Annotated in this window: 29 protein-coding genes; 12 read left to right on the forward strand and 17 right to left on the reverse strand. The window is 66.9% G+C overall.

Features of this window, described 5'->3' with window-relative positions:
* Positions 1-11 precede the first annotated feature (11 nt).
* Entirely contained in the window at positions 12-530 is a 519-nt protein-coding gene (locus tag BJF87_RS20955) for a hypothetical protein (RefSeq protein WP_230461820.1), read from the reverse strand.
* 56 nt (positions 531-586) lie between these two features.
* On the opposite strand from BJF87_RS20955, the gene BJF87_RS20960 reads away from it, so the two are divergent.
* Positions 587-1,672: an NADH:flavin oxidoreductase/NADH oxidase gene (locus BJF87_RS20960; RefSeq protein ID WP_006357427.1), complete on the forward strand. Its 1,086-nt coding sequence runs from the start codon at positions 587-589 to the stop codon at positions 1,670-1,672.
* Between the two features lie 3 nt (positions 1,673-1,675).
* Here BJF87_RS20960 and BJF87_RS20965 read toward each other — a convergent pair whose 3' ends face one another.
* Positions 1,676-2,269, reverse strand: a complete 594-nt coding sequence (locus tag BJF87_RS20965; protein WP_035751122.1) for a TetR/AcrR family transcriptional regulator — start codon at positions 2,267-2,269, stop codon at positions 1,676-1,678.
* Positions 2,270-2,358: 89 nt separating this feature from the next.
* On the opposite strand from BJF87_RS20965, the gene BJF87_RS20970 reads away from it, so the two are divergent.
* Both BJF87_RS20970 and BJF87_RS20975 read left to right on the forward strand, forming a co-directional pair.
* Positions 2,359-3,669 (forward strand): cytochrome P450, encoded by a 1,311-nt coding sequence (locus tag BJF87_RS20970; protein WP_075863837.1) that lies wholly within the window; start codon positions 2,359-2,361, stop codon positions 3,667-3,669.
* Between the two features lie 274 nt (positions 3,670-3,943).
* Positions 3,944-4,279, forward strand: a complete 336-nt coding sequence (locus tag BJF87_RS20975) for a transglycosylase family protein (protein WP_035751117.1) — start codon at positions 3,944-3,946, stop codon at positions 4,277-4,279.
* Between the two features lie 122 nt (positions 4,280-4,401).
* On the opposite strand, the gene BJF87_RS20980 is transcribed toward BJF87_RS20975, so the two are convergent.
* Both BJF87_RS20980 and BJF87_RS20985 read right to left on the reverse strand, forming a co-directional pair.
* The gene (locus tag BJF87_RS20980) at positions 4,402-4,824 is read right to left on the reverse strand and encodes a hypothetical protein (protein ID WP_035751115.1); all 423 of its coding nucleotides are present in this window, start codon (positions 4,822-4,824) and stop codon (positions 4,402-4,404) included.
* A gap of 67 nt (positions 4,825-4,891) precedes the next feature.
* A complete protein-coding gene (locus BJF87_RS20985; RefSeq protein ID WP_035751114.1) occupies positions 4,892-5,071 on the reverse strand; it encodes a hypothetical protein in 180 nt (59 codons plus the stop codon).
* A 65-nt stretch (positions 5,072-5,136) separates the two neighbouring features.
* On the opposite strand from BJF87_RS20985, the gene BJF87_RS20990 reads away from it, so the two are divergent.
* Positions 5,137-5,880 carry a hypothetical protein gene (locus tag BJF87_RS20990; RefSeq protein ID WP_035751111.1) on the forward strand — a complete coding sequence of 248 codons (744 nt, stop codon included), beginning with the start codon at positions 5,137-5,139 and terminating at the stop codon, positions 5,878-5,880.
* A 1-nt stretch (position 5,881) separates the two neighbouring features.
* Here the strand turns inward: BJF87_RS20990 and urtE are convergent, their stop codons facing one another.
* From urtE to BJF87_RS21020, 6 genes are all read right to left on the reverse strand, one after another.
* Positions 5,882-6,574 (reverse strand): urea ABC transporter ATP-binding subunit UrtE, encoded by a 693-nt coding sequence (urtE, locus tag BJF87_RS20995; RefSeq protein ID WP_006357420.1) that lies wholly within the window; start codon positions 6,572-6,574, stop codon positions 5,882-5,884.
* A gap of 5 nt (positions 6,575-6,579) precedes the next feature.
* Positions 6,580-7,461: an urea ABC transporter ATP-binding protein UrtD gene (urtD, locus tag BJF87_RS21000; RefSeq protein ID WP_006357419.1), complete on the reverse strand. Its 882-nt coding sequence runs from the start codon at positions 7,459-7,461 to the stop codon at positions 6,580-6,582.
* Positions 7,458-8,570 carry an urea ABC transporter permease subunit UrtC gene (urtC, locus tag BJF87_RS21005; RefSeq protein ID WP_006357418.1) on the reverse strand — a complete coding sequence of 371 codons (1,113 nt, stop codon included), beginning with the start codon at positions 8,568-8,570 and terminating at the stop codon, positions 7,458-7,460. Before urtC ends, urtD begins: the two co-directional genes overlap by 4 nt.
* The gene (urtB, locus tag BJF87_RS21010) at positions 8,567-9,454 is read right to left on the reverse strand and encodes an urea ABC transporter permease subunit UrtB (protein WP_006357417.1); all 888 of its coding nucleotides are present in this window, start codon (positions 9,452-9,454) and stop codon (positions 8,567-8,569) included. The genes urtC and urtB overlap by 4 nt, the downstream gene beginning before the upstream one ends.
* 84 nt (positions 9,455-9,538) lie before the next feature.
* Positions 9,539-10,822 carry an urea ABC transporter substrate-binding protein gene (gene urtA / locus BJF87_RS21015; RefSeq protein WP_035751107.1) on the reverse strand — a complete coding sequence of 428 codons (1,284 nt, stop codon included), beginning with the start codon at positions 10,820-10,822 and terminating at the stop codon, positions 9,539-9,541.
* A 300-nt stretch (positions 10,823-11,122) separates the two neighbouring features.
* Positions 11,123-12,169: an oxygenase MpaB family protein gene (locus tag BJF87_RS21020; protein ID WP_006357415.1), complete on the reverse strand. Its 1,047-nt coding sequence runs from the start codon at positions 12,167-12,169 to the stop codon at positions 11,123-11,125.
* 179 nt (positions 12,170-12,348) lie between these two features.
* On the opposite strand from BJF87_RS21020, the gene BJF87_RS21025 reads away from it, so the two are divergent.
* Positions 12,349-12,951 carry a TetR/AcrR family transcriptional regulator gene (locus BJF87_RS21025; protein ID WP_006357414.1) on the forward strand — a complete coding sequence of 201 codons (603 nt, stop codon included), beginning with the start codon at positions 12,349-12,351 and terminating at the stop codon, positions 12,949-12,951.
* Here BJF87_RS21025 and BJF87_RS21030 read toward each other — a convergent pair.
* Both BJF87_RS21030 and BJF87_RS21035 read right to left on the reverse strand, forming a co-directional pair.
* Positions 12,932-14,218, reverse strand: coding sequence for an MFS transporter (locus BJF87_RS21030; RefSeq protein WP_075863871.1), 1,287 nt, complete (start codon positions 14,216-14,218; stop codon positions 12,932-12,934). The genes BJF87_RS21025 and BJF87_RS21030 overlap by 20 nt on opposite strands.
* Before the next feature lie 71 nt (positions 14,219-14,289).
* Positions 14,290-14,622 carry a hypothetical protein gene (locus tag BJF87_RS21035; protein ID WP_006357412.1) on the reverse strand — a complete coding sequence of 111 codons (333 nt, stop codon included), beginning with the start codon at positions 14,620-14,622 and terminating at the stop codon, positions 14,290-14,292.
* Between the two features lie 98 nt (positions 14,623-14,720).
* Between BJF87_RS21035 and BJF87_RS21040 the strand changes: the two genes are divergently transcribed.
* On the forward strand, positions 14,721-16,805 hold the full coding sequence (locus BJF87_RS21040; protein ID WP_035751105.1) for a DUF2339 domain-containing protein: 2,085 nt from the start codon (positions 14,721-14,723) through the stop codon (positions 16,803-16,805).
* Here the strand turns inward: BJF87_RS21040 and BJF87_RS21045 are convergent.
* Positions 16,792-17,670 (reverse strand): formate/nitrite transporter family protein, encoded by an 879-nt coding sequence (locus BJF87_RS21045; protein WP_035751103.1) that lies wholly within the window; start codon positions 17,668-17,670, stop codon positions 16,792-16,794. The genes BJF87_RS21040 and BJF87_RS21045 overlap by 14 nt on opposite strands.
* Positions 17,671-17,989: 319 nt before the next feature.
* Here BJF87_RS21045 and cynS point away from each other — a divergent pair, with 319 nt between their 5' ends.
* Positions 17,990-18,442, forward strand: coding sequence for a cyanase (gene cynS, locus BJF87_RS21050; RefSeq protein WP_006357409.1), 453 nt, complete (start codon positions 17,990-17,992; stop codon positions 18,440-18,442).
* 34 nt (positions 18,443-18,476) lie between these two features.
* Here the strand turns inward: cynS and BJF87_RS21055 are convergent, their stop codons facing one another.
* Positions 18,477-19,340 carry a GyrI-like domain-containing protein gene (locus BJF87_RS21055; protein WP_035751101.1) on the reverse strand — a complete coding sequence of 288 codons (864 nt, stop codon included), beginning with the start codon at positions 19,338-19,340 and terminating at the stop codon, positions 18,477-18,479.
* Positions 19,341-19,542: 202 nt separating this feature from the next.
* On the opposite strand from BJF87_RS21055, the gene BJF87_RS21060 reads away from it, so the two are divergent.
* From BJF87_RS21060 to BJF87_RS21070, 4 genes are all read left to right on the forward strand, one after another.
* On the forward strand, positions 19,543-20,190 hold the full coding sequence (locus tag BJF87_RS21060) for a TetR/AcrR family transcriptional regulator (RefSeq protein WP_035751099.1): 648 nt from the start codon (positions 19,543-19,545) through the stop codon (positions 20,188-20,190).
* Positions 20,191-20,220: 30 nt separating this feature from the next.
* A complete protein-coding gene (locus tag BJF87_RS25545) occupies positions 20,221-20,928 on the forward strand; it encodes a hemerythrin domain-containing protein (protein WP_035751097.1) in 708 nt (235 codons plus the stop codon).
* Positions 20,925-21,428 carry an SRPBCC family protein gene (locus BJF87_RS25550; RefSeq protein ID WP_035751095.1) on the forward strand — a complete coding sequence of 168 codons (504 nt, stop codon included), beginning with the start codon at positions 20,925-20,927 and terminating at the stop codon, positions 21,426-21,428. Before BJF87_RS25545 ends, BJF87_RS25550 begins: the two co-directional genes overlap by 4 nt.
* A gap of 100 nt (positions 21,429-21,528) precedes the next feature.
* The gene (locus BJF87_RS21070) at positions 21,529-22,836 is read left to right on the forward strand and encodes a S1C family serine protease (protein WP_035751092.1); all 1,308 of its coding nucleotides are present in this window, start codon (positions 21,529-21,531) and stop codon (positions 22,834-22,836) included.
* A gap of 38 nt (positions 22,837-22,874) precedes the next feature.
* On the opposite strand, the gene BJF87_RS21075 is transcribed toward BJF87_RS21070, so the two are convergent.
* On the reverse strand, positions 22,875-23,363 hold the full coding sequence (locus tag BJF87_RS21075) for a nucleoside deaminase (protein WP_035751348.1): 489 nt from the start codon (positions 23,361-23,363) through the stop codon (positions 22,875-22,877).
* A gap of 65 nt (positions 23,364-23,428) precedes the next feature.
* Complete coding sequence (locus BJF87_RS21080) at positions 23,429-24,844, reverse strand: amino acid permease (protein WP_075863872.1); 1,416 nt, start codon at positions 24,842-24,844, stop codon at positions 23,429-23,431.
* Positions 24,845-24,974: 130 nt separating this feature from the next.
* On the opposite strand from BJF87_RS21080, the gene BJF87_RS21085 reads away from it, so the two are divergent.
* Positions 24,975-25,250 carry a hypothetical protein gene (locus BJF87_RS21085; RefSeq protein ID WP_075863838.1) on the forward strand — a complete coding sequence of 92 codons (276 nt, stop codon included), beginning with the start codon at positions 24,975-24,977 and terminating at the stop codon, positions 25,248-25,250.
* 3 nt (positions 25,251-25,253) lie between these two features.
* On the opposite strand, the gene BJF87_RS21090 is transcribed toward BJF87_RS21085, so the two are convergent.
* Positions 25,254-25,691 carry a VOC family protein gene (locus BJF87_RS21090; protein WP_075863839.1) on the reverse strand — a complete coding sequence of 146 codons (438 nt, stop codon included), beginning with the start codon at positions 25,689-25,691 and terminating at the stop codon, positions 25,254-25,256.
* Between the last annotated feature and the right edge of the window lie 283 nt (positions 25,692-25,974).

The following is a 25,974-nucleotide window of genomic DNA, read 5'->3' on the forward strand; positions in this document are numbered from 1 at the left end:
CTCCTTCGGTGTCAGTGGCCGGGGATCGCGTACCGCGACCCGACGCTGATGTGGACGGTGTAACCGAGCACGGCCACCAGGTAGGTCAGGACCGGTATCGCCAAGGTCCACGACGCGCTGTCGCCGCTGCCGATGATCGCCGACGCCGCGAGCAGCCAGGCCATCATCAGCAGTGTCGCGCCGCCCATCAACGCCAGGTCCTCGCCCATCCGGCGATTGAACTCGTCCCGATTCGAACCTTCCATCCAGTACGCCTTGCGCCGCCGGCTCGGGAAGTTGACTGCGCGGGCCGGGATGCGCGACAGAATCCGCTCGGCGCGACCGAAGAGCACCGCGACCAGCACCGCGATGAGACCGAGACCGCTCAGGAGCCCCCACTTCGAGTCCCAGCGGGTGACCTCACCGTCCAGGCCGATGTGCCCGGCCATCTCGTCGGAACCGAGCACGGCGACTCCGGTCCACACCGCGGCGAACACCACCATCGACAGAGGCAGGAGCATGCGGCGCGCATCTCGCGAGGGCTGCGTCATGGAATTCAACCTACCGCCCGGGGAATAGCCTGGAGTCGAGGCGGTTGACCCTAATCGTGACCAGTACCGCACTCTTCGAACCGATCACGCTCCGCGATGTCGAGATCCCCAACCGGATCTGGCTCGCGCCGATGTGCCAGTACAGCTGCTTCGCCGGCGACGGAATCCCGACCGATTGGCATCTCGCCCACCTCGGCGCCCGCGCCGCCGGCGGTTTCGGGCTGATCCTCACCGAAGCCGTCGCGGTCGTCCCTGAAGGTCGGATCAGCCCCGAAGACGCCGGACTGTGGAACGACGACCAGGCGCAGGCCTGGAAGCGGACCGTCGACTTCGTGCACTCACAGGGCGCAACCATCGGCACCCAGATCGCCCACGCGGGCCGCAAGGCGTCGACGTACTCGCCGTTCGACGAACGGTCCGGAAGCATCCCCCTCGACGACGGGGGCTGGACGACCGTCGGCCCGTCCGACGTGCCGTTCGAGGGATACGCCGATCCGGTCGCCCTCTCCACCGAGCAGATCGCCGAGGTCGTCGACGCCTTCGCCCAGGCGGCTCGTCGCGCCGACGAGGCAGGGTTCGACGTGGTCGAGATCCACGCAGCGCACGGATATCTGCTGCACCAGTTCCTGTCGCCGTTCTCCAACACCCGCACAGACGCCTACGGCGGCGACTTCGCCGGCCGCACCCGCATCGTGCTCGAGGTCGTCGAGGCCGTGCGGGCCGTATGGCCCGAGTCGAAGCCGCTGTTCATCCGTCTCTCCGGTACGGAGTGGCGCGACGGTGGCTGGGGCGTCGCCGAGTCCTCCCGGCTCGCCGAGATCCTCGGCGCACGCGGCGTCGACCTCATCGACGTCTCCTCGGGCGGCAATGTGCTCGCCGACATCCCGGTCGGCCCCGGCTACCAGGTCGACCTGGCCCGCTCCATCCACCGGGACTCCGGAGTCCCGACCGCGGCGGTCGGATTGATCGTCGAGCCCGATCAGGCCGAGAAAGTCGCCGGCGACGCCGACATCACAGCCGTCCTCTTCGGACGCGTCGCCCTGCGCGAACCGTCCTGGCCGCAGCGCGCCGCACACGAACTCGGCCTCTCCCGCGACGAAGCGCCCTACCCGCCGCAGTATCTGCGGGGTGCCTGGCGCTGATCGTCAGCTCGGGGCGGGCCCCATGAGCGCGAAACAAGCGGCCGTTGCCGGTTCGATGATGTCGCTCAGCGGTGATCCGGATTCGACGGCACTCGCCGTCAGTTCGCGCACCCCGCCCCACAGGAACACCGCGCGCTGCCGGCTGATCGGCTTCACCCCGGCCGCGGCCAGCGTGGGCGTGGAGGTGAGTCCGACGAAGAGGTCGACCCAGTCATCCATCGCCTCGTTCTTCACCTGTGCAGCGGCTCCGCCCAGCGCGGGTAGTTCGCGAATCCACGAGAGCATGAGTCCCGGGTATCGGTCACTGGTGGTGGCGTAGGCCGTGACCGCTTGTCGCACTTGCGCTTCCGGGCTCCCCTCGGGATCCACGCCCTCCGCGATCCGCGCGATCATGAACCGGTTGGTCTCCCGCAGCAGCTCGAAAAAGCAGTCCTGCTTGTCGGCGAACTCCTGATAGAAGGTGCGTCGCGACGTCTGGGCCACGCGAACGACGTCGGCGATGGTGGTCTCGCGGTAACCGGATTCGGTGATGCACTCGAGCATCGCCGCGAGGAGTCGCTCCCTCGTCGACGTCGCACCGTTCGGCCACAATTCCACGTAGCGAGCATATGCCTCTTGCCCTCCCCGGTACCCACGCGTACCGTCGCCGGTACGCCGACGTACCAGACCTGGGAGGCCTCGAGCCGATGAGTACATCCGTCCTGCGCAGTGACCCGCATCTGCCGCCCGCCACGCGCGTCCCCTCGGCGATGCAGGGACTGGCGGCGATTACCTCTAGACGACTGTTCTTCGGCCACCTCCACGCTCGGCACGGCACAGCCTTCACCGTGCACCTCCCGGTCTTCGGGCGGGCCGTGGTGATCTCCGACGCCTCACTCGCCCGCGAGCTGTTCACCGCCGGCGACAAGGTCATCAACATCCAACCCAACCTGGGCCGCATCCTCGGAGCCGGGTCGATCTTCTCCCTCGAGGGACGGGAGCACCGGGCACGCCGCAAGCTGCTGACCCCGCCGCTGCACGGCAAGCGGATGAAGACGTATGAACAGATCGTGGAGGAGGAGGTCCGGGCCGAGACCTCCACGTGGCCGGTCGAGACCGAGTTCGCCTCGATGGAACCGATGATGCGGATCACCCTCAACGTGATCCTCCGCGCGGTGTTCGGCGCTGTCGGCGAAGATCTGGAGAACTTGCGGCGCATCATCCCGCCGATGGTCACCGTCGGTTCCCGCGCCGCAACCGTCCCCAACCTGCCCCGCGTGCTGCGCGCTGTCGACCCCAACCATCGGTACGAGCGCATGCGCGCGGAAGGCAAGGCACTCCTCGGCGACCTGATCACCAGGTCACGCAACGACCCCCGACTCGAGGAACGCGACGACATCCTCGCCCTGATGCTGCGCAGCCGCTACGACGACGGCGCGTCGATGGGCGACGACGAGATCGGCGACGAGCTGATGACCATGCTCGCCGCCGGACACGAGACGACCGGAACGACGCTCGCCTGGGCGTTCGAGCGCCTGCGTCGCCACCCTGAAGTCCTGGGACGACTTGTCGCCGAGGTCGATGAAGGCGGCACCGAGTACCGGCACGCGACCATCCTCGAGACCCAGCGCAGCCGCCCGGTCATCGACTTCGCCGCCCGCTACGTCGTCGCCGACCAACTCGAACTCGGCGAATGGCGCATACCTCGCGGATACAACGTCATGGTCTCCATCGCTCTGCTCCACGACGACAGCCGCGAGTTCACCGATCCCGAGCGGTTCGATCCGACCCGCTTCCTGGGCACCGCGCCGTCACCGGCGTGGTTGCCGTTCGGCGGCGGCACCCGACGCTGCATCGGTGCCGCTTTCGCGACGATGGAGATGGACGTGGCGCTCCGGACGATCCTGAGCGACTTCGAACTGCTTCCCACCGACGCCCGTGCCGAGCGGTGGTTCTCCCGGGGCGTCGCCTATGCGCCCGCACGCGGTGGACGCATTGCCGTCCGACGGCGCCGATAGTCTCGCGAGACCTCGCAAGCAAGTGGTCCACACCACTACCAGGGTGTGACCTTCGTCATCGAACACGTCCGAACACTCGGGTTCGCGTCCGCTCGCGGAATGCCGCGATGCGCTGGGGTTTTACCCCAAAGCTAACGGCGTTATCCATGCGTTACCGAAATCTTGCAGGTCACGACCCTGACGTGACCTGACCGTTACCAAGCACGTAGGGTCGGCCCCGTCCGAAATCAACCACCTTGCCAACCCCGGGTGGTGATCAGGAGGAACGAAGACCATGCGTATCAGCAAGACCCACATGACCAAGCTCGCCGCCCGCGCCGCCATCGTCGGCGCCCTCACCGCAGCCCCCCTCGGCATGCTGGCTTCCAACGCCTCGGCCGCCTCCGGCAACTGGGACGCTGTCGCCCAGTGCGAGAGCGGTGGCGACTGGAGCATCAACACCGGCAACGGCTACTACGGCGGTCTGCAGTTCTCGCAGAGCACCTGGGAGGCCAACGGCGGCTCCGGCAACCCGGCGAACGCCTCGCGCGAGGAGCAGATCCGCGTCGCGGAGAACGTCCTTGCCACCCAGGGCCCCGGTGCGTGGCCGACCTGCGGCGCAAACCTCTGATAGCAGCGCCGGCGCCTGAGGTGCCGTGACTGCATCACCAGAAGCACGAGCCGTGCTTCGTACGGCATGAGGCCGGTGAGTCCACTCGGACTCACCGGCCTCATTCGTCTCCGAGAAGCCTCTCAGTCCGACTTCTCGTCCTCGCCCGGCTCCCCGTCGAGCGCCTCGTCGAGAGCACTGACCGCGATGCCGTACGGCAGGAACCGCACCTTGCGACGCGGGTCGGTGTTGTTCTTGTTGGCGCGAAGCGCGTCTAGTTCGGTGGCATACACCTGCTCGACACGGGCGCCGCCGTCCTCGTCGACGACGAACACGGCCCAGACACCCGACCCGGTCTCACCGGCCGTCTCCGGCCGCGGCTGCGTCCGAGTGCGACCCCGGGCCGCCTCATCGAAGAACATGGAGAATGCTCCCGGCGCTGCCTGACCCTCGAAGAGCTTGCCGAACACGTCGCGCAGCCCCTCGCCCGCCTCGCGTGCGAAGCGGTCGAAGTCCTCGGGGCCGAAGTTGAACGGTCCTCCGCCGAATCCGCTGTTGTCGGTCATGGTGTTCCCTATCTGTGGTTCGGCTTGCCCGGCCGGCCGTGGGGGCCGACCGTGCCAACCAGTGTCCTCAGGTTCGTTCGTCCTCGCCACCAGCAGTGTCGACCTCCGCCAGACGCTGATGCAGTCGCTCGCGGACATCGTCGGCCGAGTAGGCCTTGCGCTGGCGTTGGTCTCGTGCGATCAGCACACCGCCGGTGGCCACCCCGACGGCGCCGGCGAGCCCGAGCCACTTCCACAGATTCCTCATGGAGGCAGGATAAGTCGCATCCGCGGCCGATGGCCGTCTTCACCCGCACGCTCTAGTCTTCGGGGATGCCCACCAGCAGAAGACCGCGCCGCGCCGATCTCGCCGGGGAGTCCGGCGGTGTCTCCCTGACCACCGCGCTCGAGGCCACCCGCACCGGCGACGTCTGGTTGTTCCGTGGCCAGTCGGGCCCCGACCGAGCCATCCGCACACTCACCAATGCGCCGGTCAACCATGTGGCCATGGCGGTGTGCATCGACGATCTGCCGCCGCTGCTGTGGCATGCCGAGCTCGGCGACAAACTGACCGACGTCTGGACCGGGTCGAATCACCGCGGGGTCCAACTGCACGATGCGCGCGAGGCCGTCGAGCAGTGGATGGTCCGATACGAGCAAGCGTGCTGGATTCGTCAGCTGAGTCCGGAAGTCAGCCGGGCGCAGGAGGATGAGCTGCTCAAGGTGATCGCACGCCTCGACGGCACCCCGTTCCCGACCACCGCACGCCTGGCCGGTCGGTGGTTCCGTGGTCGCGTCCCCAACTCCACCGATCTGGTGCGCGGAATCCCCTATCTCGACCGAAAGGTCCGGGAGCGTCGTGAGCAACGGCAGCACGAGGTCTCGCCGTCGAATCCGGTGAGCCTCGAGGCGGCGTACTGCGCCGAAGTGGTCGCGATCACCTACCGCGACATGAGCATCCTCGACACCACCAAGGACTCCAACTGGTTCGACCCCGGCCGGTTCTGGAGCGGCGACCGCCTCCCCCTCCACGCCCCGCACACCCTCGGACCGGAGATCGCGGTCCATCTCCGGTAGGTCAGATGGTCATGGCCTCGCGAACGGTGGCCTCGGCAGCCGTACCGCCCTCGCCCGACGAGGTGACCCGGCCACTCTCGAGGACGTAATACTGTTGTGCCGCTTCGAGAGCGAATCCGATGTGCTGTTCGACGAGGAGAACGCCGAGTCCGCCCCGCCGGGTGAGGGTGGTGATGGTCTGCTCGATCTCGGCGACCACCGACGGTTGGATGCCCTCGGTCGGTTCGTCGAGAATGAGCATCCGCGGCTCGGTGATGAGGGCCCGCGCGATCGCGAGCTGCTGACGCTGACCACCCGACAGCAGGCCCGCGCGCCGCCCGAGCAGTTCCTCCAGCGCCGGGAACATGTCCAGCATCTCGGCGATGAGTTCCTTGCCGCGCTTGCGGCCGTCGGCCACCACCTGCAGGTTCTCCGCGGTGGTGAGGTGGCCGAAGCTCTGCTGCCCCTGCGGGACATAGGCGATGCCGTGCTTGACCCGCGCGCTCGGACGGGCCTTGGTGATGTCGACGCCGTCGAACGTGATGGAGCCCTTGGTGGTCTTCACCAGTCCGACGGCGGCCCGGAGCAGCGTCGTCTTCCCGGCGCCGTTGTGCCCCAGCACGGCGACCACGCCGTCGGACGGGACCTCGATGTCGACGTCGTGGATGACCTCGGTGCGGCCGTATCCGGCGTGCACCCCGGAGAGTTTCAGCATCCGGCTCAGCCCTTCTTCTCGGTCGACACGGCGGGGACGTCCCCGGCCTCGGGTCCGTCGGATCCGGCGGCGATCTCCTCGAGTTCCTCACCGCCGGCGGCGGTTCCGAGGTACACCTCCTGGACCTTCGGATTGGCCTGCACCTCGGCGACGCTGCCCTCGGCCAGCACCTGACCGCGGGCGAGGACCGTCACCGACGTTGCGAACGCCCGCATGAAGTCCATGTCGTGTTCGACGACGACCACGGTCCGCTCACCGCCGATCCGGCGCAACAGGTTTCCGGTCTCCTCTCGTTCCTCGTGGCTCATACCGGCGACCGGTTCGTCGAGCAGCAACACCGAGGCGTTCTGCACCAGCAGCATGCCGATCTCCAGCCACTGCTTCTGACCGTGCGCGAGGACGCCGGCCGGGGTGTCACGCAGGTCCTGCAGGCCGATGGTCTCGAGGGCCTCGGCGATCGGCTCGGGGATCTCGGTGGGTCTACGGCGCAGCATGGTCCACACCGATCGGCCCGCGCCGGCAGCGATGTCGAGGTTCTGCAGCACGCTCAGTTCCTCGAAGACGCTGGCGGTCTGGAAGGTTCGGCCGACACCGAGGCGCGCGATCTGGTGCACCTTCTTGCCGACGAGTTCCACACCCGACTTCTGGATCGACCCGGTGGCCTTCACCAGACCGGTGATCGCGTCGATGATGGTGGTCTTCCCGGCGCCGTTCGGACCGATCAGGAACCGCAGATCACCCTGCAGCAGTGTGAGATCCACGTCGGTGACGGCCTTGAATCCGTCGAACTCGACGGACAGTCCGCGCACCTGAAGGTAGTCGCTGTCCATCCCGGCGTTGCCACCGGCGACCGGTTCGACCGTGCCCACCGTGTCGGATCCGCTCATGAGGAGGCTCCTACCTTGCTGTCGGTGTGTTCGTCGATGTCACCGGTGGGCGACGGATCGGCCGACTTCTTCCGGCGCCACTTGAGCGCGGCGCCGATCCCGGCGAGTCCGGCCGGGAAGAAGCCGACGACGACGATGAACAGGATGCCCTGCGCGTAGGTCCATCCGGACGGGAAGTTCTCCGACAGGCTGGTCTGCGCCCAGGCCACCGCGATGGCGCCGAGAACCGGTCCGAGAAGTGTTGTGCGGCCGCCGATCGCGACGCCGATCAGGAAGGCGATGGACGGCACGATGCCGACGTCGGCGGGCGAGATGATGCCCACGATCGGCACGAACAGGGCGCCGGCGATGCTTGCGAACAGGGCGGCGATCGCGTAGGCGACGACCTTGACGTTGGCCGGGTCGTAGCCCAGGAAGCGGACGCGCTCCTCCTGGTCGCGCACGGCGACGAGCAGTTCTCCGTAGCGGCTGTACATCAGCTGCCGGGTGATCGCGACGACGACGAGCAGGGCGGCGGAGGCGATGTAGAACAGCAGGTGACGGTTCACCGGGTCGTTCAGGGCGAGACCGAAGAAGCTTCGGAATCGGTTGAGGCCATTGCTGCCGCCGGTGCTCTGCTGTCCGATGAGCAGGATCGCGAAGGCGGCAGCGAGCGCCTGGGACAGGATCGCGAAGTAGGCTCCCTTGACCTTCCGCTTGAACACACCCAGGCCCAACAGGACCGCGATCAGGGTGGGCACGACGAGGATTCCGAGGATCGTCACCAGTGGTGAGGCGAACGGCTTCCAGTATCCGGGGAGTTCGCGGATACCGGCGATCTGCATGAAGTCCGGTACGTCGTCGCCGCGGATCTCGGCGTCGGCGATCTTCAGGTGCATCGCCATGATGTAGGCGCCGAGACCGAAGTACACACCCTGACCGAGGGTCAGCATGCCGCCGCGACCCCAGGCCAGACCGATGCCGACCGCGACGATACCGAAGCACAGGAACTTGCCGAGCAGGTTGAGTCGGAAGTCGGAGAGCACCGAAGGTGCGACGCCGAACAGGAGCACCGCCGCGACGGCGAACCCCGCGTAGGTTTTCCAGTGACCGCTGAAATAGTCCTTCACACGAGACTCCTCGACTGGACCGTGAACAGGCCCTGGGGGCGGATCTGCAGGAAGATCACGATGATCACGAACACGGCGACCTTGGCCACCGATGCGGTCGTGTTGTATTCGATGAACGAGTTCAGGATGCCGAGGGCGACCGCCGCGATGACCGCGCCCTTGATCTGGCCCAGACCGCCGATGACGACCACCAGGAAGGCGTCGATCAGATACGTCATACCGGTGTTGGAGCTGGTGGAACCGATGAGGGTCAGCGCCACACCGGCGACACCGGCGAGCCCGGAACCGATGAAGAAGGTGGTGATGTCGGTTGTCCGGCTGGAGATCCCGCTGGTCTCTGCCAGATCACGGTGCTGGACGACCGCGCGGATACGACGCCCCATCGGGGTGTACTTCATGGTGACGGCGATCGCCACCACCGCGATGACGGCCAGCAGCATGATGAACAGGCGGGTCTTGGGAACAACCGCTCCGAGGATGTCGACGCCACCGGACAGCCACGGCGGCGCGGTCACGCGGACCGCGGGCGCACCGAAGATGTCGCGCGCGAGCTGCTGCAGGATCAGGCCGACGCCGAAGGTCACCAGCAGGGTGTCGAGCGGACGGTCGTACATGCGTTTGATGAGGGTGACCTCGAGCAGCACACCCATGAGGCCACCGACTCCGAAGCCGATGACGAGCGAGACGATCAGGGACACGCCGGCGTTCGAGATCAGATATTCCTGCACCGAGTACGCGGTGTACGAGCCGGCCATGATGAACGACCCGTGAGCCATGTTGATCACGCCCATCTGACCGAAGGTCAGGGACAGACCGAGTGCTGCCAGGAGCAGAATCGAGCCGAGACTCAGCCCGGTGAAGAGCTGTCCGATAACGGTTTCCACGTCACCATCCGTTCGTCATGGGTGTCGGTGAGAACAACGGGTGTGCCCCGCCCCGCGCACGGGCGCGAGACGGGGCACGACGCGTCAGCTGCTCAGGCCCTCGGCCCACGGGTAGGACTTGAGGTAGGGGTCCGGCTCGATCGGCTGGCCCGAATCCCACACCGAGTAGATGAGTCCGTCACCGCGGATCTCACCGATACGAGCGGTCTTGGTGATGTGGTTGTTCTCGCCGTCGATGGTCACCAGGCCCTCGGGAGCCTCGAAAGTGACTCCGCCGGCGGCCTTCTGGACATCGGCAACCGCGAACGAGTTCGCCTTCTCGACCGTGTTCTTCCACAGGTAGACCGAGACGTAGGCCGCCTCCATGGGATCGGAGGTGGGCTTGTTGGCGCCGTAGGCGGCCTTGTAGTCCTCGACGAAGGACTTGTTCGCCGGGTTGTCGACGGTCTGGTAGTAGTCCCACGCGACCAACTGCCCCTCGATGTTCTCGACACCGATGCCGCCGACCTCTTCCTCGGCGATCGAGACCGACACGACCGGCATCGCCTGCGGGGTCAGACCGACGTTCTTGTACTCGCGGAAGAAGGCCACGTTGGAGTCGCCGTTGAGGGTGTTGAACACGGCGTCGGCGTCGGCGGTGCGGACCTTGTTGACGATGGTCGAGAAGTCCGTCGAGCCGAGCGGGGTGTAGTCCTCACCCTTGATCTCGATGCCGTTGGCCGCGGCGTAGGCCTTGATGATGCGGTTGGCCGTCTGCGGGAAGACGTAGTCGCTGCCGACGAGGTAGAGGGACTTGACGCCCTTCTCCTTCAGGTACTCCAGGGCCGGCACGATCTGCTGGTTGGTGGTGGCACCGGTGTAGAAGATGTTCTTCGACGACTCGAGGCCCTCGTACTGCACCGGGTAGTACAGCAGGGAGTTGTTGTCCTCGAAGACCGGCAGCATCGCCTTGCGGCTCGACGACGTCCAGCCGCCGAACACCGCTGCAACACAGTCCGCCGAGATCAGCTTCTCAGCCTTCTCGGCGAAGATGGTGGGCTCGGAGGCGCCGTCCTCGCCGATGAGCTGGATCTGCTTGCCCAGCACGCCGCCGTTGTCGTTGATCTGGTCGACGGCCAGCTTGATCGAGTCCCGCACGGTGACCTCGGAGATCGCCATCGTGCCCGACAGCGAGTTCAGTGAACCGACCTTGATGGTGTCGCCCGAGGTGTCGACGCACGACTCGGCGCCCGAAGCCGCGTCCTCACTGGCCGAGCTGCCACAGGCGCTCAGCGCGAGTGCGACGGCGGACAGCGCCGCCGGGATGAGGATTCCGTACCGCCTACGGCGTGTGGGGGTGACGGCGGACGGCAATGAATCAAACGGCATCCGAAGGCCTTTCTCAATACGTCTCAGGTCGGCTCAGGCGGGCCATGACAGATAGCAGGTGCAACTCCGCACCTCGACCCCCCGATGAGATACGCGCCGCTACTTGGTTAGCGATCTCGCGTATGTCGGGTAAACGTATTTAGGCTTTGTTACACCGGCGTGACGTGAGATGAATTCCCTGTTTCCGCTTCAGATAGGCTCACGCCGGATTCACACTGGCGAATCTTGTTGCGGGAATGGCTTTTTCGACGACAAAGGGCGACACATCCGTTAGGATGCGCCGCCCTTCGAGTCGACGGCCTAGTGGGAGAAAGCGGCTTCAACCTCCGTGCGACTGAGCTCGGGATCGGAGCCGAGTTCGTACCGGGGCAAGGTATGGGGCACGTCGGTGCCGCCGGCGACGCGGCGCTTGGCGGCGGCGAACTCCGGCGCCTCCCCCATCGACAGATGGGCCGAGTTGATGATGGTCCACACGGCGGATCGGCGGGCGCGCCGTTCGACCGGGTTCGGCGGCCGGTAGGAGATGAGTTGCTGGGCCCAGCGCGGCTGGATGTCCCGGATCGCCCAATCCACCGCCGCCTGAGCACGATTCCGCAGATTGGCGCCCGTGGCCATCGCGTTGCCGTGCGTCAGGGCCAGCCGGGGCAGGTACGACTCGAGACATTCCAGGGTGTCGGCCTTGGTGGTGGGCAGGCCGGTTCCGCCGAGCGCATGACCCACGCGCACGAATTCCCCGTAGTACCTGTCGAGTTCGGCTCCGCGCAGAGGTCGCGGGTGGTAGATCTCGTGTGCCGTGGCGATACCCCATACGACCGTCGCGTAGTTCCATCGCAACCACTCGGGATCGTCGGCGTCGTAGGCGGCGCCGTCGGGCCGGACCCCCTTGATCGTATGGTGCATCGCCCGCACGGTACGGGCGAGTCGCTCAGCGGTTTCCGTCGATCCGTAGGCGGTCCCCATGAAGAACGCGAGCGAGTGCCCGAGGCGGGTCATCGCACCGTCCGGATCGATGGCGGTGGTCGCGGTGCCGTCCTCACGTCGCCGGACCAGACGGGAGTGATGCATGCCCATCCAGAAGATGCTGGGGTCGAGGCGCTCGATGTACGACGCGCTCTGCAGTCCGAAGATCAGCGCAGGCGTGTGCGAGTGGACGTACCAGGTGGCGCTGTCCGGTCCGAACCACCCGGGGTCACCGGCCGGGTTCTCGAATTCCATCCCGCGGAAGAACTTCGCGCGGACGTTCTCGTCGAACTTGCCGTTGAGCCACGATCCCAGCATCTCGTGCGGCAGGTCCAGCGGGACCCATTCCGTCGACGGCAGCCGTAGGGGCGCCAAGGGAACGTTCATCGATCGTCCTTTCTCGATACCGACGTCCGGAGCGGGTCATCCCCGACCCGGACCACCGATACGACGACGCCACATGGGCACGGTCGTCATGCGGTCACGGTTGTACCCACTTTAACGCTTTGGGTACACACGTGACCAGACCTTGCTCCGTGCCGGGTCAGCCCGTCTATGGTGAAACGATGTCGAGTCCGACCCGATGGGCCGGCGTCCCCCTGGAGGACCGCCGCGCCGAGCGCCGAGCAATCCTGATCGCCGCGGCTCTCGACATCTTCGGCGGCAGCGGACCCGAGACCGAGTTGTCGGTGCGGTCGGTGTGCCGACACTGCGGGTTCAACACCCGCTACTTCTACGAGAGCTTCGCCGACACCGACGAGCTACTCGGCGCCGTCTACGATGCCACTGCCGCCGAGCTGGGCGCAGTGGTCGAAGCCGCCATGACCACCGCAGGTCACTCGGTCCGAGCACGCACCCGCGCCGGCATGCTCGCGGTCCTCGGTCACGCGTCCGAGGACCCGCGTCGCGGCCGCATCCTGTTCACCGAGGGACGGACCAATCCGGTGCTCGCGCAGCGGCGTGCCGCGACTCAGAACATGCTCTTCGAACTCTCCTTCGCCGAGGCCGACGCCCGGGAGACCGATCCGCTCACCGGTCGGGTGCGGGCGGCCGTCTTCACCGGCGCCATGGCCGAGCTCGCCCAACAGTTCCTCGCCGGGAGCCTCGGGGACGATCTCGAACGGGTCGTCGACGAGGCCCTGGCCACGCTCATCCCCGGTCGTCGCTGATCGACCCAGTGCGCGCAAGAGCCTGGATCGACTCCGGTCCCATACCGCGATCGAGCGCGCGGATCATGACGACGACGCCGATACCCGAGAGCACCAGGGCCGTCCCGAACAGGGTCGGGAAGCCGAACAGATCACCGACGACGCCCGCCGCGAACCCGGCCGCGCCCTGGACGCCGACGACCGTGCAGGCGAACAGCGTGTAGTCGCTGCCCTCGTATCCCTTCTCACACGCGTCCATCATGAGCGTGAACACCGCGACGGTCGCCGCCCCACCGAGAATGTGTTCGGCCAGGCTCGCACTCACCACGAGCCAGAACCCGCCGACGCCGGATGCGGCCACCAGATACAAAGCCAGACTGAGAGTTTGGGTGACACCGCCGAACAACAAGGCCTGACGCCGTCCGTAGCGGAACGCCAGCCACCCGCCGAGGGCCGCGCCGGCGAGCGCACCCGCCGACGACAACGCCCCTTCGACGAGGGCGATCTGTCCCAGGTTCAGGCCGATGTCGGACATGAAGGGGCCGACGAGGGCCGAACCCATCGAGTTGCCGAACTTGTAGGCCCCGACGACCAGGATGAACACCACAACGCCGGGGCGTCGTAGCCGGGCGAGCCAACCGGTGAGGAGCAGTGACGGCGTCATCCGCGAGACATGCGCCTGTGCGGTCGACGTTGTCGTCGCGTCCGCGGGTGTGCGGGCAAGGAACCAGACCGGCACTGTGAGAGCGACGAGCAGGATCGACATCGCGACGAAGAGGCTCCGCCATCCGGCGAGCGAGAACAGCCACAGCAACCCACCGCCGCCGACGATCATGCCGACCCGGTAAGCGCCCACCTGAATCCCGTTGCCGAGACCGCGTTGTCGGGGTCCGAGGGTCTGTACGGCCAGCCCGTCGGTGGCGATGTCCTGGGTCGCCGACGCCAGGTTGATGACGGCGATGCCGACGAGGAGCCAGACCAGCGTCCCGGAGAGATCGATGCAGGCCAGGACGAGGGCGACCGTCGCGGAGGTCAGTTGCATCGCGAGGAGCCAGCGGCGTCGGGTTCCGTACCGGTCGACATACGGCGCCCAGAGGAACTTGAGTCCCCACGGCGCGAAGAGCAGCCCGTACACGCTGATCTGCGTGAGGGAGTATCCCTCCTCGCGCAGGATGACAGGCACCGCCTGGCTGAAGAACCCGTACGGCAGGCCCTGCGCGAAGTAGAGCGCCGTGAGCAGGACCATGGTGCCGACGGCGAGCGTGCCGGTGCGCGACGGGGTCGACATGGCAGACATCATGCCGCAGTCACGAGGACGGGGTCGTCGCGGTCAGACCCTTCTCAGCGACTCCGGCGCGGTCAACCCGCCATGGCCGGGAACGAGAGAGTCACCAGCATCAACGCGAAGAGGAACCACGCGGCGCCCTGCCACATCGGCCAGGTTCCGCCGCGGCGGTAGGTGCGGTAGGCGATGACCAGCGCGCCGAGACCACCGAGGACGAATACGCCGGGAACCAGGGATGCGAGGACGATGTTCGTGCGATCGACGGCGAGGAAGATCGCACACGCGATGGCTCCGACTCCGACGACGGCGGCCACGTAGAGGGCTGCGGACCGGTAACTGCCGGTGTCCTGCCACCTCTTCTCGACGTCCTGTCGCCCGCGGTCGGTGGGATTCTGTACGTCGTTCATGCCGATGGCATACCCATGCCGACCTGCGCACGAAACCCCCAACCCCGGTGAGTAGCACTACTCATGTCCCGTGGACCTCGAGGAGACAGGGTCATTCCATGACCACATCCAGCAGCACGTTCGGGGGCGATCCGGGCGCCGCGACACTCGCGCGGATCTCCACCGAGTTCGATGCCATCGCCCGCCAGATGTCCACCGTCTCGGCCGAGTTCGCCGAACTGCGGCGGATCGTCGCAGATGTCGAGGGTCCTGCCGGCGACGCCGCGCGGCCCGACCGTCCGGTACAGTCGAAACCTCTCCAGCAGGAGCATCCGGCCGGACCGCTCACCCCGCCGACCGTGGCCCCGGCACCCGCACCTCCGATGGGCCCGCCGCCGGCCAACCCGCAACCGGCAACTCAGTGGGCGTCACCCGGACGTCCGCCGAATCAGGGTTCGTACGCCTACGGACCGCCCATCCCGCCGGCTCCGTCACGTCCGGGGCCGCATCCCGCGTACGGTCCGATGGTGCGACCGCCGGCCGCTCCTCCGCAGCCGCGTCCCCCCGCGCGCCCGTTGTCCGAGCGTGTCGCCGCGGCCGCCGAGCGAGGTCTGATCGGCAAGATTCTCGCCACCGCCGGTGTGGGCGTCACATTGATCGGCATCGCCCTGCTGCTGGTCCTGGCCGCACAGGCCGGCATCCTGCGCCCAGAGTTCCGCGTTGCGGGCGGCGCGATGCTCGCGACTGCGCTCGTCGGCACCGCGATCTGGTTGCGCCGCAAGCCGGATGGCCGGATCGGCGCGATCGCCACGGCCGCAACAGGAATTGCGGCCGGCTATCTCGACGTCCTGGCCGCCACCAAGATCTACGAGTGGCTGCCCATCGTGGCGGGACTGACCGTCGCCGGGATCGTTGCGGCCGGCGGCCTGGTCCTCGCATATCGCTGGCGCAGTGAACATCTCGGCCTGCTCGTGGTGGTTCCGCTCATCGTTCTCGGTCCGATGCTGACCGGCGGTCTCGACATGACCCTGATCGCATTCATGGTGGTTCTCGCCGCTGCGTCGGCGTGGGTTCAGTGGGGCCGCGACTGGATCTGGTTGCACACCGTGCGACTGGCCGCGCCCACGATCCCGCTCACCGTCGTCGGCTTGGCCGCCCTGGGCGGAACGAGCACCACGAACACCGGATTCCAGTTCGCCGGTGCCGCACTCGTCGTGATCGTCCTCGGGTTCGCGGGCGCGCTCGTGGCGATGCCCACCACCCGATTCCGTGAGCTGTTCGCAGGTCTGGCGTCGGCCACGACGATCCCGGTCCTGTTCGCCGGTGCGGTCCTGGACACCGCGGGTGCGGTTGCGCTGCAGGCGGCGGTCGCCGTGCTCGTCATCGGTGTCGCCGTCACCTGCTCGGCGGTCCGGACCGAGCACTTCGAACTCCCCGACGTGGTCGCTCAGATCTGGACCGCGACCTCGCTCGTCGTACTGTTCGTCGCGATCCTCGTGTGCTTCGACGGCACGGTGGCGGTGTCCGCGGTGCTCGGCCTCGCGACGGTGACCGCCCTGGTCGCCCGTGCCTGGTCGGCGACGTCGCTGGTCCTGCTGGCCGGGAGCACGGTGATCTGGGGCATCGGTTTCGCGGCACTGCTCGACGACATGCCGCCCTACGTCCTGGCCCAGGCGCGACTGGTCGAGGACAACGCCTCCCTGTCGATCCTGGTGGGCAGCATGCTCGCCGCCGTCGGGGCCATCGCGATTGCCGTCGGGTGGACCCGGCTGACCGCTGGGGATCTGGCCCGTGTCGCCTACGCCGCGGCTGGCGTGGTCGTGGTGTACGCGGTGACCGCCATCAGCGTGAACGCCGGGGTGTTGTTCGCCGGGGCCGACGGATTCCTCGGCGGGCATGTCGTCGCGACCACCTGCTGGGTCGTTCTCGCCGGCGCGGCGCTGGCCTTCGCCCGGCGCCATACCGGCAACGAGCGCACCGCCGCGGTCACCGGCGGTCTGGTGCTCGTCGCCGCGGCGATGGCCAAGCTGTTCCTGTTCGACCTTGCCACCCTCGACGGGATCTTCCGGGTCCTCGTGTTCATCGTGACGGGCCTGATCCTGCTGGGGCTCGGCGCCTGGTATGCCAGGGCGCTCCAGGGCGAACGCGTCCCGGGGTCGCCGACGACAACCCCGGGAGCGGATACTCCGGTCAGACCGTCTTGACGCTCTCGATCTCGGCGGGTGCCGCGACGTCGACCTCGGCCGTCTCATCATGGGAGACGGGCCGACGGTCGGCGGCGGTGCGTGCGTGGGTGATGTAGATCGTGAGCCCGACGAAGGTGAGACCACCGACGAGATTACCGATGACCGTGGGGATCTCGTTCCAGACGAGGTAGTCGCCGATCGAGAAGTCGCCACCGAGCATCAGACCCGAGGGGAACAGGAACATGTTGACGATCGAGTGCTCGAATCCCATGTAGAAGAACACCATCACCGGCATCCACATGGCGAGAACCTTGCCGGGCAACGACGTCGACATCATCGCTCCGACGACACCGGTGGACACCATCCAGTTACACAGGACGCCACGGATGAACAGCGTGAGCATCCCGGCGGCGCCGTGCTCGGCATATCCGACGGTCCGGCTGTGCCCGATCTCGCCGAGCTGCCGGCCCACCTCGTCCGGGTCGACACTGAAGCCGTAGGTCACGATCACCGCCATCATCACCGCGACGGTGAAGGCGCCCAGGAAGTTCCCCAGGAACACCCAACTCCAATTGCGCAGCATGGATTTCACCGTCACACCGCGTCGTTTGTCGATCAGGGCGAGCGGGACGAGCGTGAACACCCCGGTGAGCAGGTCGAAACCCATCAGATACAGCAGACAGAAGCCGACCGGGAACAGCAACGCCCCGAGCAGTGGTTCACCGGTGCGGACGGTGACCGTCACAGCGAATGCGGCCGCGAGAGCAAGGATCGCTCCGGCCATGTAAGCGCGGATGATCGTGTCGCGGGTGGACAGGAACACCTTCGCCTCACCGGCGTCCACCATCTTCACCGCGAATTCGGACGGATTCACATAAGACAAGACATTCTCCCCGAGCGTTTCGATTCGTGACTCTTGTCCCCCATCGAAACGAGGCCACATGTCGTGGAGGTGTCGTCGGGACGACCCGGTGTTACATCGACCTCTCTCGAGCGGTTCGCCGCGGTGATGTTTCACCGCGATTACCTCTTCCTCGTACCGCCGTGTCCGTCGTGTGAACTCTTCGGCTGAGTCCGGCAGCACCTTGGAAATCCGCCGGCACGTGCGCATGGTGGAGATCACCCTCGACGTATCAACAGGATTCGACCAGATCGCCGATCCCCGCGTCGACGGGCATCACCGAACCGACCGAGGAGACACGATGACCACCCCGATCATGCCGAAGTCCGACGCCGCCGACCTCATCGTCGCGGCCCGAATCCGGCAGGGACTCACCTGGGCAGCGATCGCCGAGAAGATCGACGCGCCGCTGGTGTGGACGGTCGCGGCCCTGCTCGGCAAACATCCCGTCCCGGCGGACAAGGCCACCGCGGTGGTCGAGATGCTCGGCCTCGGCGAGGGCGTCGCCGAGAGCCTGCGCCGACAACCGACCCGGACCCCCGACGAAGCCGCGACCAGCGACCCCACGATCTACCGCTTCTACGAGGCCCTGGACGTCTACGGTCCGGCGCTCAAGGAACTCATCCACGAGGAGTTCGGCGACGGGATCATGAGCGCGATCAACTTCAAGGTCGACATCGCGCGTCGCGCCGACCCGGGTGGCGACCGCGTCGTCGTGACCTTCGACGGGAAGTTCCTCGACTACAACTGGTGACCGCCTCGTCGGCCTCGCCGCCGTTCTGTGGTGCTCAGGCTCGTTCGACCGGCATCCAGATCTCGGCGTCGGCGTACGACGCGGTCAGTTCGAGGTAGCGCACGAATGTGGGGCCGGGCCGCAGTCGCCACGGATTCGACGGGAACCACTCGGTGGCCGTCGCGGCCCAGGTCTTCTGGAGCGTCTGCGGGAACGGACCGGACGACCGAAATGTGGCCCACGCCCCGGCGGTCACCGGGATGCCCGACAGGTCCGCCGGCACCGTCGAATCGTGCTGCAGCGCAACACCGTGCAGGTAGGTGACCAGTATCCCTTCGGGCGCGTCGGGCTCGCTTCCGTCCGTGATGGCCAGGATGCCGGCGGGTTCGGTGTCGTTGAGCGACTTGAGTCGGGCGTGTTCCTCGGGCGCGATCGACGCGATGTGCTGCTGGATGTGCGGATTGACCCCCTCGTAGATGAGCGGCACCTGTGCTGCGTGCCCGGCGAGTACGAATGCGGGTCGGTCGGTGATCGTGACGTCCATGGGACGACTCCCTTCGACGATCAGGCGAAACCTGAGTACGGCTTGTGTTTCGAAAGGACCGCCATGTGCCCGCACGTCCGACGGTGACACTCCATGAACCGTGCGAAAGGCCCGGCCGAACGCCTCGACCGACGAATAGCCGTAGCGCACCGCGAGATCCAGCAGGCCGGTGTGGCTGCTCACGAGATCCGTTGCCGCGAGGGTCATCCGACGACGCCGCACGTACTCCGAGAACGGCATCCCGGCCAGCGAGGCGAACATCCGACGCAGGTGATACTCCGTCGTCCCGTGGGACCGGGCGAATCCGGCCAGGTCGATGGGCTCGTCGGTGGTCCGGTCGACGAGGTCGACGAGTGCGTTGAGCGTGCCGATCATGGCTCTCCTTTCGTCCACGATCATGGTCCCTCTGCATGGCCCCGGACCCGATCGTTCCGGGCAGGAATTATCAGCGCGTTCCATAGCTCCGACTCGCGCCCACCGCGGCTTCGAGCTATGAAACGGCGCCGCGCAGATCACTCGCTCGAACTTTTCGTCTGACACCCCTTGTATTGAATTGAACCCAGTCGCATACTCAGGTATGGGCACGTCAGACCCGCAGTCCTCCGCAGCCACCGCGACGCGGAGAAGCTACGACTCGTCACTGCGACGTGACCAGGCGGCTGAAACCCGCGCACGTGTGCTCGACACGGCCATCAGGATGTTCGCCGAGCGTGGATGGTCGGTCGGGGTACGCGAGATCGCGGCCGGGGCCGGCGTGTCCTTCGAGACCGTCTATGCCAAATTCGGCTCGAAGACAAGGCTTTTCCTCGCCGCGTTCGACGTGGCGGTCGTCGGGGACGATCGTCCGGTCCCCCTCGTCGAGCGCCCGGGGTTCGCCGCGATGTCCGCCGGCAATCGTCGTGAACGTGCGGCAGCCGGCGCCGCCCTGGCCGCCGAGGTCTACGGCAGAACCGCGGGTCTGTACCGCGCGCTGCGGGAAGGCGCCTCTTTCGACCCCGAACTCGCCGCCCGGCTCGCCGACGCGTACCGCCGTCAACGGTCGGACGTGCGGACCGCCGGCGAATCGATCGCCGGACGCACGCTCACCGACGACGAAGCCGGGGGGCTGTGGGCGGTGATCAGCACCGAGGTCTACGACCTGCTCGTCAACAACGCCGGATGGAGCCAGACGCGCTATCAAAACTGGCTCGCCGACGCCACCCTGCGGCTGCTCGGTCCAAATTGACTCCAGCCCTTCGAATGAGAGGACAGCGCCATGTCCACCACCCCGCACGAACCCGCCGACACCCGGAGCATGGGCGTCGTGCACAGCGCGCTCCGCCGCGACTTAAGGCGTGCCCGTGTCGTTCTCACGTCACCGCCCTATCCCGAAGACGCCCGACGACGCGCCCTCGCCGACCACCTCACGTGGATGATGCACTTCCTCCATCTCCACCACACCGGCGAGGACGAGGGACTGTGGCCGCTCATCCGGTCGCGAAACCCCGGTGCCGCAGCACTTCTCGATGACATGGAAGCCGACCACCTTCGCATCGCCCCCGCCGTCGACGCTTTGGTCGACGCCGCCTCTGCCTACCGCACGGACGCGGAGGCACGGAACACGCTTCTCGACGCGCTGGATCGGCTCTCCGAAGTCCTACTCCCCCACCTCGAACGAGAGGAGCTCGAGGCGATGCCGGTCGTCGCGGCCACGATCAGCACCGCGGAGTATCGCGATGTCGAACACGAATACTTCGTCAAACCAAAGGGATTCGTCGAACTCGGCCGGGAGGGGCATTGGGCCATCGACGGTCTCAGTGATGACGATCGGGCATTGATCCTCGGCGTGGTGCCGGCCGTACCGAGGTTCATCCTCGTCCACGGCTTCGCGCGGGGTTACCGACGCCGCGCCGAACTCATCTGGGGACACGGCGGGGCGTCGAGGATCGGCCCGGTCACCGTCGGCGCGAAGAGCGCATCATGACGCGGCGCGTGGCCCACCATGGACGCACAGAGTCGTATGCCGAAGCGCCGCCCGAGGCCGTCTTCGACATCGTCTCCGATGTGACGCGGGTCGGCGAGTGGAGTCACGAGTGCCGCGGCGCGCACTGGGTCGGTCCAGAGCAGGCAGCGGCGCCGGGCGTCCGCTTCCGCGGCACCAACAAGTCCGGCATCTACCTGTGGAGCCGGTCGTGTGTGTTCACCACCGTCGAGCGACCACATCTACTGTCCTGGAAGACCACCGGGCTGATGGGCAAGATCGACAGCACCGAATGGCGGATCACGCTCGAACCGGAAGCGGGCGGCACGCGGATCGTGCAGGCCTACGACGTGCTCCATGTCGCACCGGGTTTCGACCGCATCTACTGGCTCCTGATCAAGGGGCACCGCGATCGGCGGGCCGCACTCGCCGAGGACCTCGATCGACTGGCCGCACTCGCCGCAGCCCGCCCGCGCAAACCACTCCCGACCCACGACGCGTGACGACCATTCCGAGAAACACCTGAAGCCCACCATCTGAGCTGTCAGGAAGTTCGCAGGTAATCAGCGGCTTGTTCTCAAGGAGCACCGGCATCGTGGTGCCGTGAACGCACCTCAGTCCCCCGACCGCACCCCCACCGCGCCGCTGGGTCAGCCCGGCCCGCCCCTGCCCCCGTACGGCGGCTGGGACGGTCCGCCCGTCGATCCGGTACCCGCGCCCGGCTCGCCATCCCCGTCGCCACGCCCCCGTACCGTGACGAAGCCGATCATCGTGACCGCTCTGCTCGCGGGCCTCCTCGGCGGCGCCATCGGTGTCGGCGGGAGCGCGCTACTCGACCACCAGGCCACACCGACTGCGCCGGTACTCAGCTCGCAACCCGCGAACACGGTGAACGCGGCCGACGTCAAGCCCGGGTCGGTGACCTACGCGGCACAGGTTGCGTCCAAATCGACCGCGGACATCAAGGTGCAGATGGCGCAGGGCACAGCGGTGGGCAGCGGCATCGTCCTCTCCTCGGACGGATATGTCCTGACCAACAACCATGTGGTGGCAGGGGCCGGATCGGGTAGCAAGATCGTGGTGTCCACCAGCGACGGAAAGCAATATCCCGCTACGATCACCGGCACCTCCCCGTCGTACGACCTCGCGGTGATCAAGCTCGACGGCGCGTCGGGCCTCACCCCGGCGATTCTCGGTGACTCGGATGCCCTGCAGGTCGGCGAACAGGTGGTGGCCGTGGGTAGCCCCGACAGCCTCTCCAACACGGTGACCTCCGGCATCGTCAGCGCACTCTCGCGGACCGTGGCCGCCGGCGACGAGAGCGGTTCCGGGGTCACCGTCTACAACGGCTTGCAGACCGACACCCCCATCAACCCGGGCAATTCCGGTGGGCCGCTGGTGAACCTGCAGGGCCAGGTGGTCGCGGTGAACTCAGCCGTCGACACCGGGCAGGCCTCCTCCGGTGGCCCGCAGTCCTTCGGACTCGGCTTCGCAATCCCGATCAACACCGCCGAACGCATCGCGAACCAGTTGCTGAAGGACGGGGAGGCAACGAAACCCGTTCTGGGAGTGTCTGGTTCGTTGTCGTCGTCGGACCGGGAGGACGGCGCGACGGTAACGGTCCAGAAGGGCGGGCCGGCCGCGTCGGCGGGTATCTCGAGCGGCGATGTGATCACGAAGATCGGCGACACTCCGGTCGCCGACTACGCCGACCTGATGGCACAGGTGCTGACGCACGCACCGGGCGAGACGGTACCCGTGACGATCGGTTCCGGTTCCGGCGCCCGCACGGTCAAGGTGAAGCTGGGGAGCACCGTCGACAAGCAGCAGACGACGGTCCCCGAGTCCGACGGACAGTCCGGAGGATCACGTCTTCCCTTCGGCGGCAACCCGTTCGGTCAGTTGCCCTGACCGGATGAGTTCAGCCGACGGTGATCGCATCGGGGCGGTCAGGTCCGGTTCTCCTCGCCGACGACGCCGATGTCCTCGTTCCACAGGCCAGGATTGGTCGCGATGAAGTCCGACATCATCGTGTAGCAGCGTTCGTCATCGAGGATCGTGACCGAGATCCCGAGCTCGGCGAGCCAGTCCTGTCCGCCCTGGAAGGAACGGTTCTCCCCGATCACCACTGCTCCGATGCCGAACTGCCGGATCAGTCCGCTGCAGTACCAGCACGGTGCGAGCGTGGTGACCATGATCGTCGACGAGTAGTCCCGTTGCCGGCCGGCTGCACGGAAGGCGTCGGTCTCACCGTGCACCGACGGGTCGTCGTGTTGGACACGGCGATTACGCCCCTCCCCGAGCAGGGTCCCGTCGGCGGCGAACAGTGCGGCACCGATCGGGATGCCGCCCTCGTCGAGACCCAGTCGGGCCTGCTGGTAGGCGGTGTCCAGCAGGAGCGATAAATCGATACCTGAGGCGTCGGTGCGGGAACTCATACCGCAAGGTTGCCGATCCGACGGTCACCAAGCAACCAGTACGTCGTCCTGCCCAACCTCGCCGATCACACGTGCCTGACGGCCGTCTCGGGTTCTTCCTCCACCTCATCGGACCGGCGTCGATGCAGCACGACGCCGATCGTCACGATCACCACAGCCGACAGCGCCGACAACCCGATGGCCTCCCGCTGCTCGGCGGCGAAGGCCATCAGCACCAGGACACCGACGATGAACACCATCACCACGATCGTCAGGTACGGGAACAGCCACATCCGGACAGGCGGCTGCTCTCCTCGGGCCCGCAGCGACCGACCGAGCACCAGCTGACTCGCGGAGACGCTCAGGTAGACGAACAGCGCGACCGCGCCGCTCGTCGCGAGGAGGTAGCCGAAGATCTTGTCAGGCAACACATAGTTGCCGATGACGGCGACGAACCCGACGACCATCGACGCCAGCACCGCGACCCACGGGACGCCGTTGCCGGTCAGCGAACGGACCGCCTGTGGGGCGTCGCGTCGCCTGCCGAGCGAATACAGCATCCGCGAGGCGGTGTAGAGCGCGGAGTTCAGGCACGACGCCACGGCCGTCAGGATCACGAGGTCCATGATGAATGCCGACCCGGGCAGGCCGATCGCCTCCAGCACCGACTGATACGAACCGTCGGACAGCTGGTTGTACGGCATCAGCGCCACGACGACAAAGATCGAGCCGAGGTAGAAGAGCGAGATCCGCCAGATCACCGAGTTCACGGCCTTGGTGATGCCGCGCTTCGGATCGGGTGATTCCGCGGCCGCGATCGTGACGATCTCGGTGCCCATGAACGAGAACATCGTCACCAGAAGTCCCGCGATGACCGCACCGAAACCGTTGGGCATGAAGCCATCCGGCTCCCACAGATGATGGAGACCGCTCACCCCCGAATGAGGGATGAGGCCGAGGATCGCCAGGATGCCCACCACGATGAACGCCACGATGGCCACGACCTTGATGAGCGCGAACCAGAACTCGAACTCGCCGTAGTTGCCGACGCTGATCAGGTTGGTGACGGTCAATGCGACCGTCACGGCAAGCGCCCAGATCCACTGGGCACCGCCGATCAGGTCGGTCAGGATGGCGGCTGCCGCGGTCGCCTCGACCGGGATCACCAGCACCCAGAACCACCAGTACAGCCAGCCGACGGAGAACCCGGCCCACCTGCCCAGGGCACGGTCGGCGTAGACGGAGAACGAGCCGGTGTCGGGGTCGGCGGTCGCCATCTCGCCGAGCATCCGCATGACCAGCACGACGAGCGTGCCGGCCAGCGCATACGAGATCAGCACGGCCGGGCCGGCCTTCTCGATCGCATTCGCCGAGCCGACGAACAGACCGGCGCCGATGACCCCGGCGATGGAGATCATCGTGATGTGGCGGGGCTTGAGGCTCGATCCGAGCCGGTCGGCCGGCGGGCCGGAGGCGCTCACTCGCGCCGGGGTTTCACTCATCGCGGCATCGCTTCCATCCGTGTGTTCCACGCCACGACGGGCGCCGCCCCCGGATGTGCCCAACCGGTGCGCCTCCGAAACCTGACCGGCCGTCTCATAGCTCGAACCCGCGCCCAGGCGATTTCGAACTATGGATCGAAGGCATCGCGTTCGAACCGTCGCCATCGTCGTTCTGTCCGCGCTCACCGGGACAGGATTCCGCCGCTGGGGCTGCCTGATCTGTGCCGACGTGCGCTGGCTCAATCTGTCGACGGGCTCGAGTGGGGCGGCCCGGATGTCGAACGGCCTGAACGGTTTCCCACCGGAAGCGGTACTACCAACCGGGACCGGACAGGTTGTTCTCACGATGCTCCAGGGAACCCCGGGGGACGTGACGTCCGGCTTCGCGACGTTCTTCGTGCCCTGAGCGTCAAACCTTCGTCAGATCCTGCGCGAGCATCACGATGATGTCGCTGGGGCCGCGGAGGTAGGAGAGCTTGTAGATGTTCTCGTAGTTCGCGACGCCCCGCAGCGGATGGCAGCCGTGCTTCGCGGCGATCTCGAGCGCCGCGTCGATGTCGTCGACGGAGAAGGCAACGCGGTGCATGCCGATCTCGTTGGGCAGCGTCGGCGTCGTCTCGATGGCGGCGGGGTGGATGTACTCGAAGAGCTCGAGTTGCCCCTGCCCGCCCGGCGTCTGCAGCATCGCGACCTTGGCGTGGTTGCCGTCGAGACCGACTGCGATGGAAGCCCATTCGCCGCTGACCTCGTCACGTCCGACGACGCTGAGGCCGAGGTCGGTGAAAAAGGCGATCGCCGCCTCGATGTCGCGGACCGCGATTCCGACGTTCTCGAGTTTGATAGCCATGTCGCCACGGTAGCTCTGCGCCCAGATCCGTAGCGCGAAATCGCCGTCAGATCTAAGGCTATAGATCTCGGACGGGAGGGCATCGGACCGTTGACCATGGCTCACGGAACTGCACCCGGCGGGACCCGCCACATCTGCGAAGCAACCGGCGAACCGCTGGTCGGCGGCCCCGTGGGACGCGGCTCGCGGTCGTGATGAACGCGTGGAACCGCGTCGCGATTCGGAGCGACTACCCCGTCGCACCGTGACGCTGAGCAGCCGTTGCGTTGTGTGCCGCAGACCG

The sequence above is a fragment of the Gordonia sp. CNJ-863 genome, from assembly GCF_001942325.1.
Classification (GTDB): domain Bacteria; phylum Actinomycetota; class Actinomycetes; order Mycobacteriales; family Mycobacteriaceae; genus Gordonia; species Gordonia alkanivorans.